The following is a 16409-nucleotide window of genomic DNA, read 5'->3' on the forward strand; positions in this document are numbered from 1 at the left end:
GTCCAGCAGCTGCCAGCCGGTGTCGCCGACCACCCGCGGCCAGAAGTAGCGCAGCTGCCGGCGCGCGGCGGCGTGGAAGGTCAGCGCCTGCACGGATCCCACCGCGGCATCTCCTCCGCCACCCGAGCGTGTCGCGGCACCCAGCGCACGCAGCCGGGAACGCATCTCACCGGCGGCACGCTGGGTGAACGTCACCGCCAGCACCTGACCGGCTGCGACGTGACCGGCGGCGACCAGTTGGGCGATCCGGTGAGTGATGGTGCGGGTCTTGCCGGTGCCCGCACCGGCCAGCACGCATACCGGGCCCCGCGGTGCCAGCACTGCCTCGCGCTGCTGGTCGTCGAGGCCGGCAATCAGCGGGTGCAGCGAATCCGCTGAGTGCGATGTCATGTCGTCCATCTTGGCAGGGGCCGCTGACGCCGTTCGGGCATCGGCGCGCCAACCGATTACAGTGAGAGGTCTATGACAGCCAGCGATGCGCCACTCACGATCTACACGACACGCTGGTGCGGCTACTGCCGCCAGCTCAAGGTCGCGTTGAAGAAATTCGGGATCCGCTACGACGAGGTCGACATCGCGGCTGAGCCGACCGCGGCGGCGTTCGTCGCGTCGGTCAACCACGGGAACCGGACCGTGCCGACGGTACGTTTCGCCGACGGCTCAACGCTGACCAATCCGACCGGACGCGAGGTCAAGGCCAAACTCACCGAACTAGCCCAGCTCACCGGGGACGTTTGACCGGGCTGCTGCCTCAGTCTGCCCAGGCCCACGACTCGATGATCACCCGGGCGATCGACACCGCGCCGGGCAGAAGGAGTTTCGGCTCTGACTCGCCGGCCCGGTCGTTGACGCCGGCACCGCTGGTCCAGTCGCCGGCATCCAGTGCGGCGCGGACCTCGCCGCGGGTGAACCACGCCGCCTCGGTGATCTCACCGTCGCTGAACATGAAATCCTCGGCCGGGTCGCCGACGGCGTGGAAGCCGACCATCAGCGAGCGTGGGAACGGCCAGGGCTGGCTTCCCAGGTAGCGCACGTCGTGAACGGTCAGCCCGATCTCCTCGCGGACCTCCCGGACCACGCAGGCTTCGAACGACTCCCCGGCTTCGACAAACCCGGCCAGCAGCGAAAACCACCGCAGCGGCCACTGGTTCTGGCGGGCCAGCACCGCCCGGTCACCACCGTCATGGACCAGACAGATCACCGCCGGGTCGATACGCGGGAACTCCTCTTGCCCGCTGACCGGGTCGACCCGTGACCAGCCGTTGCGCCCCGGTCTGGTCGGCGCGCCGTCGACGGCGGAAAATCGGGCGCGGTCGTGCCAGTTCAACAGCGCGGAGGCCGACGCCACCAGCTGGGCGCTGACATCGTCGAACACCGGGCCCGCCCGGCGCAGATCCACCACGCGGGCGTTGCCCGCAGAACCGTCGGGTGCCGTTAGTGGACCGCGGACCGCCCAGACCTGACGGCCGCCTTCGATACGACCCAGCAACACCGCGTCCGGTGGTGGCGCGTCGGCCAGTTCGATCGCGTCGGCGAGCATCACCCGGCCGTTCGCTGCCAGCACCTGGTTGCGACAGTCGACCCGCAGCAGCGCCGCGTGCGCCCAGCCGGCGGTGGCGGCGTCGGCGTCGGTGCGCCCGGACCGGTCGACGCCGACCCGGGACAAAAGCGGCACCTGGCTCAGGTGAAAATCCACTAGTTGCCCACACCCCGCACGTAGAGCAGCCGGTCGCCGGCTTCGACGGCGTCAACCTCCGGCGCGTCCACCCGCAGCAACTGGCCGTCACGGACCACACCGAGCACGATGTCGCGCAGATGCCGCGGTGACCCGCCAACTTCCTTCTGCTCCACCTCCCGTTCGGCGATGGCGAAGCCGGCGTCCGGCGTCAGCAGGTCCTCGATCATCTCCACCACGTTGGGGGTGGTCGTGGCGACACCGAGCAGCCGGCCGACGGTCTCCGCAGACACCACCACCGAGTCCGCACCCGACTGCTGCAGCAGGTGTTGATTCTCCCGCTCCCGGGTGGATGCCACGATGACGGCCTTGGGCGCAATCTCGCGCGCGGTCAGCGTGACCAGCACCGAGGTGCCGTCGTCGCTGGTGGCCACCACGATCGAGGCCGCACGCTCGGCGCGTGCCTGCCGCAGCACATCGGACTTGGTGGCGTCACCGCACACAGTCACCAGCCCGGCGGTTTTGGCTTGGTCGAGCAGGGCCTGGTCGGTGTCGACGACGACGATGTCACCTGCGACGATCTCGTCACCGAGCATCGCTGCGACCGCAGTTTTGCCCTTGGTACCGTAGCCGATGACGACGGTGTGGTTGCGCACCCTGTGCCTCCAACGTTGGATTCTGAATGCCTGCCGGGATGTTTCGGTAAACGCCTCGAGCGTCGTCCCCACCAACAGGATCAGGAACGCGACCCGCAGCGGGGTGATGACCAGAACATTGACCAGGCGCGAGAACTCACTGACCGGGGTGATGTCGCCATACCCGGTCGTCGACAGCGTCACAGCCGAGTAGTACAGGCAATCCAGGAACGTCAACTGCCCGCCCCGCATGTCCCGGTATCCGTCGCGATCGATGTAGACGAAAAAGGTCGCCGCGAACAGCGCCGCCAGCGCGATGAGCACCCGGCGGTAAACCAGGCGGCCAGGGCCGGCCTGGCGCTGCGGCATCCGCAGCACACCCATGGGCGCGCCACTGGGCTGGGCGGTCAGCGTCTCGTCGAGGCCGCGCAGCGGTTGCCAGTTAATCCTGGCCACGACGGACGGTCACCGGTCAACCTGACGCACGGACACACTGTAACCGCGGCAGTCAACAATTCAACAGCGCGGCGAGCGCCCCGAGATCGGGCAACACGTCAGGGACGACGGTGGCCCCGGTACGCACGTAATGGAAGGCAGCGCGCACCGAGGATTCCGGGCAGCCCGCCAGCGCCGCCCACGCGAGCCGGTAGACACCCAGCTGAACCGCGGCCCGGCGCAACGCCTCCCGGTCGGCCGGGCGGGCACCGGTCTTCCAGTCCACCACGACGAATCCCGCGTCCTCGGCGAACACCGCGTCGATGCGTCCGCGCACGATGGTGGGCCCGGCGGCCATCTCGAACGGCACCTCGACTGCGACCGGCGTCCGGTCGGCCCACGGCGAGGCGAGAAATGCCGCCTGCAGTTCGGCCAACTCGGCTGCATCGGCTCGGGCGGTTGCGGTGTCGGCGGCGCCGGGCAGATCGGCGAGGTCGAACAGTCGCCCCACACCGTAGAGCCGCTGCACCCAGTCGTGAAACGCACTGCCGAGCAGTGCCTGCGGATCTGGGCGGGTGGGCAGCCGGCGGCGCAACCGATTCCGCGCGGCGGTGGGGTCACGGCCCAGGTCGACCAGATCGGTTGCGGAAACCTGGCTGGGCAGAGCCCGCACCGGAGACACCACCGCCCGGGCACGCTCCGCCAGCAGCGCGTCCACGTCGGCCTCCCAAGGCCTATCCCGATCTCCTTGCCGGGCAGGGTCGGCGGGGTCGGCCATGGCCGCTATTGCCGCGGTGACCAGCGCGGCTCCCCGTTCGACGTCGCCGCGGCGCGCGCCCAGCGGATCCACCGGCCAGATCGTTTCGGCAACGTTGTCGCGCAGCGGGTTCGGTTTCCCGTCACCAGGATCGGGCGCCCAGTGTTCGACGACACCGCAGTCTTGGCCGGCCACAGCAGCCGAGCCCTCGATCGCATCTTTGAGTTCACCCAGGAACTCAGACGGTCCCCGCGGCCTGGCTCCGGTGGAATCCCAGTGGTAGCCCGATACCAGCAGGGTGTCTTCAGCCCGGGTGATGGCAACGTAGAGCAGCCTGCGCTCCTCATCGACGCGTCGCTGCTGGAGTTGGCTCTGGTGCTCGGTGATCTTGTCGGACAGTTGTTTTCGGTTGGTGATGTCGCTGGTGTCGAGCACCGGCACGCCGTGTGTTCCCTTCCCGGCGCGATCCCCGCGCAGCAGCGGCGGTATCTCGGCAACATCGGTGAGCCAGCTGTTTTTCGACGCGGTCGACGGGAACACCCGGGCCACCAGGTGCGGCACCGCAACCACTTGCCACTCCAGTCCCTTCGCGGCGTGCACGGTGAGCACCTGGACCCGGTCGGCGGCGACCGCGGGAGCGGCTGCGGACAGTCCGTTCTCCACTACCGCGGCCGCATCCAGGTAGGCCAGCAGCCCCGCCGCCGATGCCGACGCCCCGGCTCGCTCGGCGTAGCCGACAACCAGGTCGGCGAACGCGTCCAGGTGCTCGGTGCCGGCCCGGTTGACGTCCGCCGGTGAGATGCTGGCCCGCACCTCGCAGTCCAGCCCGAGCACCCGGCGCAGCTCGGCGACCAGATCGGGCAACGGGTGGTGCAGATGGGCGCGCAGGGTTCTCAGCTCGTCGGCCAATGCGACGATGCGACGGTAACCGACGGCCGAATAGCCGGCCGCGGACCCTGGATCGGCGATGGCCTCGGCCAAGCAGGCGCCCTCGGCGCCGGCTTCAGCGGCGATCCGCGCCGGTGACAGCGGGCGTTTCGCGTCACGCGGGCCGTCCAGCTCGACGGCGCGGCGCCACAGCGCCACGAGGTCGCTCGCGCCGAGCCGCCACCGCGGACCGGTCAGTACCCGCATCGCGGCCGCGCCGGCCGCCGGGTCGGCGATCAGCCGCAGCGTGGCGATCAGGTCGGCGACCTCGGGTGCGAACAGCAGCCCGGCCATTCCGACCACCTCGACCGGGACACCTTTGGCACGGATCGCTTCGGCCATCGGTGCAGCGTCGCCGTTGCGCCGTACCAGCACCGCGGCCGTCGGCGGCGCGACACCGCCAGCCCGGGCCCGCTGGTAGCACTGCTGCAGGTGAGTGGCAACCCACTCCCGTTCGGCCCGCACGTCGTGCAGTAACGCTGCGCGCACGGTGCCTGCCGGTGCGCCGGAGCGCGGACGCAGGGTGCGCACCGGCCCAGCTACCGACGTCCCTGCCGGCCTCTGCCGCGCTGCCGCCGATACCGCGTTGGCCAACGCCAGCACCCGGGGCGGGTTGCGCCAGCTGGTCCGCAGCTCCAACGTCAACGCCGGGGTTCCGTCCGACCGCGGAAAGTCGGTGGCGAACTGCGGCAGGTTGGTCGCCGACGCGCCCCGCCAGCCATAGATCGACTGGATGGGATCGCCGACCGCCGTCAGCGCCAGCCCGTCGTCGACCCCGTGGCCGAACAGCGACGACAACGCGATTCGCTGGGCGTGTCCGGTGTCCTGGTACTCGTCGAGCAGCACCACCCGGTAGGTGTTCCGCAGCTCCGCACCGACCTGGCCGAACTGCGACGCCAACCGCGCTGCGGTGGCCATCTGCTGCCCGAAGTCGATCGCGTTCTCGGCCCGCATCCGCTGATGCAGCGCGTCGATGAGCGGAATCAGCTCGGCGCGTCGGGTCTGCGTGGCCAGCAACCGCAACAGGCGCTGGCTCGGCCCCGAGTCAGGCCCGCTGCCACCGGCGGGCAACGTGTGCACCAGCCGCTCCAGCTCCACGTGGGTGTCGGCCAAAGCGGCGGTGTCCACCAAGTGTTCGGCCAGCTGCCCGGCCAGCCGCAGCAGCACCGTGGTGACCGCGGCCGGGTCCTTGTCGGTGTGCAGTTCACCGCGATACTCGTTGACCACCTCGAATGCCAGCTGCCACAGCTCAGTCTCGCTGAGCAGGCGGGTATCCGGCTCGACTCCCAACAGCACACCGTGCTCGCGCAGCAGCGAGCCCGCGAAGGCATGGTAGGTACTAACCGTCGGCACACCCGCTACACCGGCGGCGTCCGTGCTCGGCCCGGTGCCCGACCCAGTGCCAGCACAACCGGGCAGTCCGGCGCCGGCCAGCCGGGCCAGCCGGGACCGCACGCGGCGAGCCAGCTGGCCGGCCGCCTTGCGGGTGAACGTCAATCCCAGCACCTGGCCGGGTGCGGCGTACCCGTTGGCAACCAGCCACACCACCCGCGCAGCCATCGTCTCGGTCTTGCCGGCGCCGGCGCCGGCGACGACGACCAGCGGGCCCGGCGGCGCGGCAATGACCGCGGCCTGCTCCGCGGTGGGTGCGGCCAAGTCGAGCAGCGACGCCAGCTCGTCCGGGTGATAACGCGGCGCAGGGTGACCGTGTTGGACCGGCCCGGTCGACGTCACCGGCCGGTCCTTGCGGTGTAGGCCGGGCAGCTGGACCGGATCGGGCAGTGCACGCAGCCGTCGTTGACCCGGGCGACGAACTGTGGTCCGGCGGTCGCCATGGCGGCCCGCCGGATAAGGTTGCGCCAGTCCTCGCGTCCTTCGGGCGTCAACGGGTTCTGCTCGCGTTCGGTGGCGGCAGTGGACGTGCTGGGCTTGCCGAGGTAGACCAGCCGGCCGCCACCGGGCTCGGCTCCGGCGGCCGACAGCCCGTCGGCGATCGCCAACTGGTACATCGCCAGCTGGGCATGTCGTTGCACGGCGTCCTTGCTGACCGGGGATTTGCCGGTCTTGACGTCGACGACGACCAGCCGACCGGCGGCGTCACGCTCGATGCGGTCGACACGCCCCCGCAGCCGGGTCTCCGGGCTGTTGGGTGTGTCGCCGGGCGTGTCCGGCTTGACCACGACCCCGGCCACATCGACTTCGACACCCGCCTCGGTCAGCTGGTGGCGAGTCGCCGCCCGCCATTGCATGAAGGTGTCCAGCATGGCGCGGTGGCGGGCCAGCTCGTTTGCCGCATACCAGGTCGCCTGGAACGGCAGCCGATCCCACACCCGGTCCAGCTGCGCCGCCAACTCGGCGGTTCCTCCACCCGGGCCGTCCGGTGCGGCGACCAGCGCGTGCACCAGCGAGCCGGTAACCGATCGCAGCAACCGATCGCGGTGGGGATCGGTTCCGCCGTGGCGCTCGACCAGCCAGCGCAGTGGGCAGTCGAGAAGAGTCTGCAGCGACGACGGCGACAGCGTGACGACGTGCCCGGTCTGCCCCGAGTCTGCGCGCCACAAGGGCTCGTCGCTGCTGACCGCAGCCATGCCGTACCAACTGTGCGGGTCAGCACCTTGCACCCCGGCTTTGGCAAGCCGAGCTAATTGTGTTGCCGCGCAGGCACGGTCGTCGTCGTCAACGGTTCCCGGCGGAGCGCACACCACGGTGCGCAGCCGGCCCACCACCGCCGCGGGCGACAACACCGGCGGTGCCGCCTCCGGCATGCCCCCGGCGTCGCCCGCACCGTCGGCCCACGGTGCCAGTTCAAAGAAAAACCTGGACGGAATCTCATCCCCGGCGTCGCCGGCGGCCCCGTCGACAGCGGTGACCACCAGCCGGCGCCGGGCTCGCCCCATCGCCGTGACCAGCAACCGCCGCTCCTCCGCCAGTAACGGCGCCCGGACCGAGGCGTCGGCGCCGACCCCGTCGAGAACGTCCAACAGCCGCTGGGTCCGCAGCACACCGCCGCGCGGAACCGTGTTGGGCCACAGCCCCTCCTGCATACCGGCGATGACCACCAGATCCCATTCGTGGCCGAGCGCGGCGTGCGCACTGAGCACACGCACGGCCTCGGAGGCCGTGGTGTCCAGGGCCGGGTCGACGAGCCGCGCACCCAGTCGCAGTGCGGCGACGTGTTCGACGAAGCCGCGCAGCGACGCCCCGGCGGTGTGCGACACGTAGTGCTCAGCGGCATCGAAGAGTGCGGTCACCGCAGCGAGGTCCTCGTCGGCGCGGGCCCCGGCGGGGCCACCGCGCGCGCTGGCCATCAGCCAGCGTTGCTGCAGGCCGGTTCGCTGCCACACCTGCCACAGTGCATAACGCGGATCCTGGCCGGCCCGGTCACTGCGCGCGGCGGCGTCGAGCACCGCCCGCACCCGGCGCAGCGGGCCGGCGTGACCGGCCGGCAACCACTGGGTGTCGCCGCCGTTGAGGGCGGCAACCAGCACGTCAGTGAATTCGCGGGGCTCCTCGCGGGCCGGTGGCGTCCCCGGGTGGCTGTTCGGGTTGTGGCGCAGCGCACGCCGCAGTCGCCGTAACGAAAGCGGGTCTACCCTGCCGATGGGTCCGCTCAGCAGCGCCAGGGCGCGTTCACCGGTCAACCCGTAGGCTGCGGCCGCCAGCACCGTCAGCAGCGCGGCCGCCGCCGGTTGCTCCGACAGCGGCCCGCCGGACGCGGACACGACCAGCGGAACGCCTGCCGCGGACAGCGCCCGCCGCAGCCGGGCAACGCTATGTGGCAGCGACCGGACGATCACCGCCATCTGCGACCACCGCACCCCGTCGACCAGGTGCGCCCGACACAGGGTATCGGCGATCAAGGCGGCTTCGGCGTGGCTGGACGCGGCCAATTGCGCTGTTACCGATCCGGTGTCGGTGCCGGTCCCTTCGAGCCGTCGGGCGACGCCGGTGCCGGGCAGCCGGCCGGCGATGCCCCGGATGGCCCGCGCCACCGCGGGGGCGCAGCGGTGCGACGCGGTGAGTGTCACCGACACCGGGTCGCCACCCTGCCGGTGCCTCCATTTCGCCGTCGACAGCGCCCCAGGCTCGGCGCCGCGGAAGCCGAAGATCGCCTGGTCGGGGTCGCCGGCGATGACGGTCAGCCCGACACCGGCGGCCAGCACCCGCACCAGCCGGGCTGCCTGCGGGTCGAGTTGCTGTGCGTCGTCGACCAGCAGCAGCCGCAGGCGGGCGCGTTCGGCGTTCAGCAGCTCCGGGTCGGCTTCGAAAGCATCCAGCGCGGCCCCGATCAGCTCAGCGGCTCCCAACGCTGGCACGGTGGCCTGCGGCGCGGCCATGCCCACGGCTGAGCGCAGCAGCATGACCTGCTCGTACTGCCGGGCGAACCTGCCCGCCGCCGCCCATCCGGGGTGACCGTAGCGCTGACCCAACCGTTCAAGCTGGGCCGGATCGGTGCCGCGCTCGGCGGACCGGGCCAGCAGGTCGCGCAGTTCGGTGGCGAAACCGGCGGTGCCCAGCGCCGGACGAAGCGATTCCGGCCAGGCGTCTGCCCGGTCACCGGCGAGCAATTCGCGAACGATGCTGTCCTGTTCGGCACCGGTGATCAGCCGCGGCGGCGGATCACCGGCACGCTGCGCGGCCAGTCGCAGCACCGCGAACGCGTACCCGTGCACGGTCCGCACCAGCGGCTGGCGGACCACCGTCGGCAGCCCGCACCGCTTCCGGCAGCCGGCCAACAGCGTGGTGGTCAGCGCCGTGCGGGCGCGGGCCGGAAGGCGGCCGGCACCGGTCAACAGCAGGACGGATTCCGGATCGACTCCCGAGGCGATGTGGGCGGCGGCCGAGTCGATCAACAGGCTGGTCTTGCCGGTGCCCGGACCGCCCCGCACCTGCACCAGGCCCCGCGATGCGGGATCGAGCGCAGTTAGGGCTGCCGAGTCCCAGTGGTGGCTCATAGGGGTATGACACCACCGGGGTCCGACAAGCCGGTGAAACCGGCGGTCAGCGGCGGGCTGCTCCGCGCCTACCGGCTCGGGCGCCAGCGGACCGGTCCCGCCCACAGCGAAGGCTTGCCGCGGCCGGAGCGCGCATCGGTGACAGGTATGTGCACCGCAGTGACGGCTCTCCGATCCCGGTCTTTCCGGTCCGTTCTGGCGACCCTGACGGTCCGGTCATACTCGGCCCGACGGCGGGGATCACGCAACAGCTCGTAGGCTGCCAGAATCTGTGCCAGTTGTTCGTCGGCGCTCACATTCGACGCATCCGTACGCGTGTCCGGATGATAGGCGCGCAACTGGCGTCGGTAGGCGCGGGTGATCTCATCCGGTGTCGCAGCGGGCGAAACACCGAGTGTCGCATACGGGTCAGGCCTCATCCGGCACCGGCGATTTCACGTCCCGGGTCAGTCCGCCCGACGGCCTCAGGCGTCGATCGGTTGGCGCTTGCCGTCGTGGGCGACCGCGATGCGGCGAGGCTTGGCCTCCTCGGCCACCGGAATGGTGAGACGCAGAACGCCGTCGTGGTAGCCGGCCTCGATCTTGCCGGTGTCGAGGTTCTCGCCGAGGAACAGTTGCCGACTGAACACGCCGCGCGGGCGTTCGGCCGACACCGTCTCTAGCCCCGGGTCGAGGTCCGGGCGATCGGCGCGGACGGTCAGCACATTGCGCTCGACATCGAGGTTGATCGAGTCGGCCTGCACACCGGGTAGATCGAACTCGACGACGAACTGTTCACCGTCCCGCCAGGCATCCATCGGCATAACCGCGGGCCGAGCCACCGTACCGAGCATGTGTTGGGTCAAACGGTCGAGTTCACGGAACGGATCGGTACGCATCAACATGATGGTTCACCTCCCGATGAGGCTGCATGATCTTTGGTTCGGACTGCAGATATTATATGTACTCGCTGGCATATTCTGCCACCGGGATTTTGCACGTTTGTTGACTAAACTGACGGGACGGAACAGCGTTGAACCCGAACTCGACATCTCGGTCCGCACGTGGCGTCTACGGCATCTCGGTAGCGTCCGAACTGTCCGGCATCACAGCCCAGACGTTGCGGCACTACGAGCGCCGGGGGCTGGTTACCCCGGTCCGCACCGAAGGCAGCACCCGCCGCTACAGCGACGACGACCTGGAGCGCCTCAAACGGATCAGCGAACTCGTCGGGAAGGGTGTGAACCTGGCCGGCATCGGCCACATCCTCGACCTGGAAAGCAGGAACACCCAACTACAGACGCACAACACCCGGCTGCAGTCCGCAAACGCGAAATTGAAAGCCGATCAGCCGGCATGGCGCCGGTGAGCGACGCGCAAGTGGAACGGGTACGCGCCCTGATCAGCGCTATCCCCGCGGGCCGGGTCGCCACCTACGGCGACATCGCAGCCGCCGCAGGGCTTTCCACTCCGCGCACGGTCGGTTGGATTCTGCGGATCGATGGCTCGGACCTGCCCTGGCATCGAGTGATCAGAGCCTCCGGGAGACCGGTGCCGCAGCTGCGCACCGCCCAACTGGAACTGCTGCGCGCCGAGGGGGTTCTGGCCGTCGAGGGCCGCGTGAATCTGCCCGCGGTACGTCATCAGTTTGCGAAGCCGACCCGTTACAGCGCCAGCCGAATCAGGGCGGCGGATCGGGCCAGACCCGGGAACGCCTCGGCGGTCGAGCGGGGATGAAGGGCATGAACCGCCAGTCGGAACATCAACGCGCGCAACAGCATCTGCGGCCATTCCGGCAGGGTTTCCCAGCGCTCGATCAACCCGTCGTCGGCGTCACCCCACGACAGTGCGTCCACCACCACCACCCCGGCGGCCCAGGACGCGGGTCGCCAATACGGCGTGATGTCGGTGATGCCGGGCGCAGCGGCGCCGAGGAAGAGCACCGTACCGTACAAGTCTCCGTGCACCACCTGATTGGGACTCCTCGTCGCCCTGCGCAGCCCGGCGAGCTGGTTGATCAGCTCGATCGAACGTTGCCCGTCCACCGACCCTGGGGCAACCTGGGCACCCGGCTGCAGCGAGGCCAGCGGCCGATCCTCCCACGCAGCGCGGTCAGCGGCGATGAAGACGTCGACATCGGCCCACGGTGCCACCGGGGCCTGGGTGAGAAACCGGGGTCGTTCCAGCTTCGCAGTAGCCTCGTGCAGCCGAACAGCCGCCGAAACCACCTCGTCGTAGCGGGGCTCCGGTGTGCCGGCAACCAAGGTGTCCGCCCGCCATCCCGAAACCACGTACCTCCCGTCGGTAGAGCGCACCGGGCGAGCCAGTCGAATACCGTCGACGAACAGCGTCTCGCGCACTTTGGCCGACCAGGCGGCCCGCGCGTGATCGGCCACCATGGACAGCACCACTTCGCCGCACTTCCAGCCGCCCTCCCAGCCGACGCCCAGCGGTGCGGGATGTGCGTCCCGTAAACCGAACGCCGTCAACACGTGTTCGGGTGGCGCCTCGACAGTCACACCGTCAGCGTACGATGCGCACCACGCGAAAACCGGTCAGTACACCACTATTAGTACATCAGCATGTCGGGCTGCATCTGCTTGGCCCACGCCACAATTCCGCCCTGCAGGTGAACCGCGTCGGAGAAGCCGGCCTTCTTCAGCACCGCCAGCGCCTCGGCCGATCGAACGCCGGTCTTGCAGTACAGCACCGACATCGCATCCTGCGGCAACTTGGCCAGGCCCCCACCGGAGTCGATCGACGACTTCGGGATCAGCTGGGCGCCATCGATATGGTTGATGTCCCATTCGGCCGGCTCACGCACATCGATCAGGGCCACCTGCCGGCCCGATCTCAGCAGCTCTCGCAGTTCCAACGGCGTGATAGTGCAGTCCGCGACTGCTTGGGCGGCGTCGTCGGAGATCACCCCGCAGAACTCGTCGTAGTCGATCAACTCGGTGATTTTCGGGGTGGCCGGGTCCTTGCGGATGGTGACCGTGCGGTAGCTCATCTCCAGCGCGTCGTAGATCAGCAACCGGCCCAACAGCGGTTCACCGATCCCCATGATTAGTTTGATCGCCTCGGTGCCCATCACCGATCCGATGCCAGCGCACAAGATGCCCAGCACACCACCCTCGGCGCAGGACGGCACCGTGCCCGGCGGCGGCGGTTCGGGATACAGGTCCCGGTAGTTGAGCCCGCGCCCGTCGGGCGCATCCTCCCAGAACACCGAGGCCTGGCCCTCGAACCGGTAGATCGAGCCCCACACGTACGGCTTGTGCGCCAGCACTGCCGCGTCGTTGACCAGGTAACGGGTGGCAAAGTTGTCGGTGCCGTCCAGAATCAAGTCGTAGCTGCTGAACAGCTCGACTGCGTTCGATGCCGTCAGCTGTACCTCGTGCGGCCGCACCTGAACCATCGGGTTGATCTCGGCGATCGAGTCGCTCGCACTGACCACCTTGGACCGGCCGACGTCCGACACCCCGTGGATCACCTGGCGCTGCAAGTTGGATTCGTCGACCACATCGAAGTCGACGATGCCGATGGTGCCGACCCCGGCCGCGGCCAGGTACATCAGCGCCGGCGCCCCCAGCCCGCCGGCCCCGATCACCAGCACCCGGGCGTTCTTCAACCGCTTCTGCCCGTCGACACCCACGTCGGGAATGATCAGGTGCCGGCTGTAGCGTGCGACTTCATCCCTGCTCAGCTCCGGCGCCAGCGCAACCAGCGGCGGCAAGGGCGACACTGGTTCCCTCCTCAAACTCCTCAAAAAATTACCTGCCGTAACCATCACAGCAGCTACTGGGATCAACGGCAACCAGCCAGCCGGGCTTCCCTGAAGTCCGGGCTAGGGGATGGGGTATGGCCACGGGTTGAACCGGCAGGCCTTGCCGTCGGGCTTGACCCACTCCGGGTCGAAAGCCGAGGCGTCGCCGTTGGAGGTGCCGAAGGTCTGCTGCATCATCACCGGTGCCAGACCCCCCTGCTTGTCACAGGGTTCGTGGTGTTCGTAACCGATGGCGTGACCGACCTCGTGGTTGATCAGGTACTGCCGGTAGGAGCCCACGTCGCCCTGGAACGGCACCGCACCGCGCACCCACCGGGCCTCGTTGATGAATACCCTCGGCTGCGCATCCGGCCCGTAGGCCGGGTTGTAGCAGGACGCTTCCAGCGGAATCTCATAGCCGCAGCCAGCGCGGACCGTCATCGGCGTGGACAGCGAGATACGGAAGTCAGGGCTCTCCCCGCTGGCCCCATCGATCCGCACGAACGCGATCTGCGGATTATGCGTCCAGCCCTTGGGATTGCTCAGTGTCTGGTCGACCATTCGGGCGAACGCCTCGTCACCGCCGAACGCCGCGGTGTCGATGCCGCTTTCGACCTCCACGGTGTAGGCGAACACCTTCGCGGTGCCCTGGCCGATCTTGGGCTCCGTGCCCGGGACGACGTACCAGGTGTCGGCGCCGGCCTCGGTGAACGGGCCACCGCCGGGCAGCATCCCGGTGGGCAGGTTGATGTCGAACTCGGTCAAGCCGCGCGGCGGCGCACCGATGATCGCCGTCCCCGCCGACCCGATCGTCGGCGGGCTCTGAATCGCCTCCTCGGAGACGGGCGCGGACACCCCGGTTCCGGTCACCGTCTGATACACCACTACACCGGTGAGCACCACCAACACCGGGATCGCATACGCACGCCAGCCGTAGGTGGACACAAACCGGCCCAGCCAGGTCTGCTTGCGCAAGCGCTGGTGGGTGTCGCGGTCGGCCCGGGTCCGGCCGGTGCTGGCAGCGAGGGGGTCGCGCTGAGCACGCAACGGCTCTCGCCACTGATCGCGAAGCGCCAGCGCTCGACCGGCTCCGCCGGAACCCGGGTGATAGGTCACCGCCCCAGAATGGCACAACCGCCGCCGGCAGCCGTTCTCCGGCACACCAGTCGGGCCATTTCCGTCAGCGATTGTGAGCGACTGTGAGCGCTGCTTCCGGGGCGTTAGGAGCCCCGGGTAGTAGGGTCGTTGTCATGCAGCGACCGTGAGCGAAGCGGTTGCAGCGACCACGCGCCACCCCCGGGGAAACCAGGGAAACCAGATTGAGGACTTGATGAGCGAACCGGCCGACACGGCCGAACCCCGACTGACTAGCCGCACCGAACCGCCCGCGCGTGACCGGACCAGCATCCAAGTGGCGGCAGGCGCCAACCGCCGGGGCAGCCGGTTGCCCCGCGACGAGCGTCGCAGTCAGCTGCTCATCACGGCCAGCGAGGTCTTCGTCGACCGCGGCTATCACGCGGCCGGCATGGACGAGATCGCCTACCGGGCCGGGGTCAGCAAACCGATTCTTTACCAACACTTCTCGTCGAAGCTGGAGTTGTATCTGGCGGTGCTGGACCAGCACGTGGAGAAGTTGGTCTCCGGAGTGCGACAGGCGTTGGGCACCACCACCGACAACCGGGAGCGGCTGCGCGCGGCGGTACAGGCATTCTTTGACTTCATCGACCACGACAGCCAGGGTTATCGACTGATTTTCGAGAACGACAACGTCGTCGAGCCGCAAGTGGCGGCCCAGGTGCGGGTGGCCACCGAGTCGTGCATCGACGCGGTGTTCGACCTGATCAGCCACGACTCCGGGCTCGACCCGCACCGTGCCCGGATGATCGCGGTGGGCCTGGTGGGCGTCAGCGTCGACTGTGCCAGATATTGGCTGGACACCGACCGCCCCATTTCCAAAGACGACGCCGTCGAAGGTACCGTGCAATTCGCCTGGGGCGGGCTGTCACACGTGCCGCTCAGCCGGTAGCCCCGAAACCCACCCGGCGGGAGTCGCCGACCCCGATCTCGACGTAGGCGATCTTGGCGGTCTGCACCAGGAAGCGGCGGCCCTTTTCGTCAGCGAGAGTGAGCACCCCTGGGCCCTCTGAGCCCGCTGAGCCCTTGCCCAACGCTTTGGTGACCAGTTCCTCAACCTCATCGGGTGTCTGCGTGCTGGTGAACACCAGCTCGCGTGGGCTGTCGGTGATCCCGATCTTGACCTCCACGCTGGCCCCTTTCGGCTAAAGGCGTCTTGTTGACGACCGCAGCATGCAGGCTAGTGGACAACCCGATCACTTGTCCGCGCCGGTCGTCGCGACGGGCGGTTGCGGACAACAACGATGCGGTAACGCGCCCGCGCGCCGACCCGGTCCGGCGGCACCGGACCTATACCGTCAGCGTGGTGAGCCATCTCATCAGCAGCGGCCGGTACCGCCCGGATGAGCCGGTCGACTACGAGGACTATCCGCATAGCGAAGGTACCGACTACCCAGACGACGACGATTACCTGCCAGAAGCCGGCCGTCGCCGGCACCCGGCGGCTGTCATTGGCGCGGTCGTGTTGGCGGCTGCTGGCCTCGGCGCCGCCGCCATCCTCAACAGCGACAGCACCGGCTCACAGGCGACGGTGCGCCCCGTGGGACCGGTGGGATCGCGGCCGACGATCACCAACGTCCCGCACCCAACCACGACCACCACCCCCGCGCCGCCACCAGAGCCACTGCCCCCCCAGTCGGCGGAAACCATCACCACGCCGACCCCGAACCGGCCCACCCCGACGTCGCCGGCGGCCCCCGTGCCGCTGCGGCCGGTGGCCCCCGTGCCGCCGCGGGCGCCCGCCGTGCCGCCGCTGAATCCGCGCACCGTCGGCTATACGGTCACCGGCACGAAACAGCTTTTCGACCTGGTCACCGTCATCTACACCGACGGCCAGGGAGTGCCCCGCACCGACTTCAACGTTGCGCTGCCGTGGACCAAAACGGTCGTGTTGGACCCGGGCGTGCACCTCAAGTCCGTGATTGCGACCAGCCTGTCCGGTCGGCTCGGCTGCGCGATCACCAACGCCGAGGGTCAAGTCATCGTCACGTCGACCAACAACACGTTCATCGCGACCTGCGCGCGGTAGACCGTTCACCCGCGCAGCGGACGATCAAGCCAGGCCCAGTTCCCGCATCCGTTCGTCGTGGGTGTGCTGTAGCCGGTCGAAGAACCCGGCCAGGTGGGTCAGGCCGTCGGGCCCGGA

Annotated in this window: 15 protein-coding genes and 2 pseudogenes; 5 read left to right on the top strand and 12 right to left on the bottom strand. The window is 69.2% G+C overall.

The window, feature by feature from the left end; genetic code table 11:
• Window positions 1-390 (bottom strand): UvrD-helicase domain-containing protein (locus tag AC2VOP_RS11605; protein WP_486961101.1); only part of this gene is annotated, 390 nt, incomplete at its 3' end.
• A 72-nt stretch (window positions 391-462) separates the two neighbouring features.
• On the opposite strand from AC2VOP_RS11605, the gene AC2VOP_RS11610 reads away from it, so the two are divergent.
• Window positions 463-738, top strand: a complete 276-nt coding sequence (locus AC2VOP_RS11610) for a mycoredoxin (RefSeq protein WP_486961102.1) — start codon at window positions 463-465, stop codon at window positions 736-738.
• 13 nt (window positions 739-751) lie between these two features.
• Here AC2VOP_RS11610 and nudC read toward each other — a convergent pair whose 3' ends face one another.
• From nudC to AC2VOP_RS11640, 6 genes are all read right to left on the bottom strand, one after another.
• Window positions 752-1696 (bottom strand): NAD(+) diphosphatase, encoded by a 945-nt coding sequence (gene nudC, locus AC2VOP_RS11615; protein WP_486961103.1) that lies wholly within the window; start codon window positions 1694-1696, stop codon window positions 752-754.
• The gene (locus tag AC2VOP_RS11620; protein ID WP_486961114.1) at window positions 1696-2757 is read right to left on the bottom strand and encodes a potassium channel family protein; all 1062 of its coding nucleotides are present in this window, start codon (window positions 2755-2757) and stop codon (window positions 1696-1698) included. Before AC2VOP_RS11620 ends, nudC begins: the two co-directional genes overlap by 1 nt.
• A gap of 61 nt (window positions 2758-2818) precedes the next feature.
• Window positions 2819-6163: an ATP-dependent helicase gene (locus AC2VOP_RS11625; RefSeq protein WP_486961104.1), complete on the bottom strand. Its 3345-nt coding sequence runs from the start codon at window positions 6161-6163 to the stop codon at window positions 2819-2821.
• Window positions 6160-9384: an ATP-dependent helicase gene (locus tag AC2VOP_RS11630; protein ID WP_486961105.1), complete on the bottom strand. Its 3225-nt coding sequence runs from the start codon at window positions 9382-9384 to the stop codon at window positions 6160-6162. Before AC2VOP_RS11630 ends, AC2VOP_RS11625 begins: the two co-directional genes overlap by 4 nt.
• 68 nt (window positions 9385-9452) lie before the next feature.
• Window positions 9453-9803, bottom strand: coding sequence for a J domain-containing protein (locus AC2VOP_RS11635; protein WP_486961106.1), 351 nt, complete (start codon window positions 9801-9803; stop codon window positions 9453-9455).
• Window positions 9804-9848: 45 nt separating this feature from the next.
• Complete coding sequence (locus AC2VOP_RS11640) at window positions 9849-10271, bottom strand: Hsp20/alpha crystallin family protein (protein WP_486961115.1); 423 nt, start codon at window positions 10269-10271, stop codon at window positions 9849-9851.
• A gap of 125 nt (window positions 10272-10396) precedes the next feature.
• Here AC2VOP_RS11640 and AC2VOP_RS11645 point away from each other — a divergent pair, with 125 nt between their 5' ends.
• On the top strand, window positions 10397-10732 hold the full coding sequence (locus tag AC2VOP_RS11645) for a MerR family transcriptional regulator (RefSeq protein WP_486961107.1): 336 nt from the start codon (window positions 10397-10399) through the stop codon (window positions 10730-10732).
• Window positions 10720-11013: pseudogene (locus AC2VOP_RS11650) on the top strand (MGMT family protein); the annotation flags it as partial. The gene AC2VOP_RS11645 and the pseudogene AC2VOP_RS11650, both read left to right, overlap by 13 nt.
• Before the next feature lie 14 nt (window positions 11014-11027).
• On the opposite strand, the gene AC2VOP_RS11655 reads toward AC2VOP_RS11650, so the two are convergent.
• From AC2VOP_RS11655 to AC2VOP_RS11665, 3 genes are read right to left on the bottom strand one after another with little or no spacing between them, the layout of a single operon-like run.
• Window positions 11028-11882, bottom strand: a complete 855-nt coding sequence (locus AC2VOP_RS11655) for a TIGR02569 family protein (protein WP_486961108.1) — start codon at window positions 11880-11882, stop codon at window positions 11028-11030.
• 50 nt (window positions 11883-11932) lie between these two features.
• On the bottom strand, window positions 11933-13153 hold the full coding sequence (gene moeZ / locus AC2VOP_RS11660) for an adenylyltransferase/sulfurtransferase MoeZ (protein WP_486961109.1): 1221 nt from the start codon (window positions 13151-13153) through the stop codon (window positions 11933-11935).
• A 57-nt stretch (window positions 13154-13210) separates the two neighbouring features.
• Complete coding sequence (locus AC2VOP_RS11665; RefSeq protein WP_486961110.1) at window positions 13211-14245, bottom strand: DUF3152 domain-containing protein; 1035 nt, start codon at window positions 14243-14245, stop codon at window positions 13211-13213.
• Between the two features lie 214 nt (window positions 14246-14459).
• Between AC2VOP_RS11665 and fasR the strand changes: the two genes are divergently transcribed.
• On the top strand, window positions 14460-15155 hold the full coding sequence (gene fasR, locus AC2VOP_RS11670; RefSeq protein ID WP_486961111.1) for an HTH-type transcriptional activator FasR: 696 nt from the start codon (window positions 14460-14462) through the stop codon (window positions 15153-15155).
• On the opposite strand, the gene AC2VOP_RS11675 is transcribed toward fasR, so the two are convergent.
• A complete protein-coding gene (locus tag AC2VOP_RS11675) occupies window positions 15145-15393 on the bottom strand; it encodes a DUF3107 domain-containing protein (protein WP_486961112.1) in 249 nt (82 codons plus the stop codon). The two genes, fasR and AC2VOP_RS11675, sit on opposite strands and share 11 nt — an antisense overlap.
• 176 nt (window positions 15394-15569) lie before the next feature.
• Here AC2VOP_RS11675 and AC2VOP_RS11680 point away from each other — a divergent pair, with 176 nt between their 5' ends.
• On the top strand, window positions 15570-16292 hold the full coding sequence (locus tag AC2VOP_RS11680) for an MmpS family transport accessory protein (protein ID WP_486961113.1): 723 nt from the start codon (window positions 15570-15572) through the stop codon (window positions 16290-16292).
• A gap of 24 nt (window positions 16293-16316) precedes the next feature.
• Here AC2VOP_RS11680 and AC2VOP_RS11685 read toward each other — a convergent pair.
• A pseudogene (locus AC2VOP_RS11685) lies at window positions 16317-16409 on the bottom strand (ferritin-like fold-containing protein); the annotation flags it as partial.

This window comes from Mycobacterium sp. TH-M106 (genome assembly GCF_057473765.1).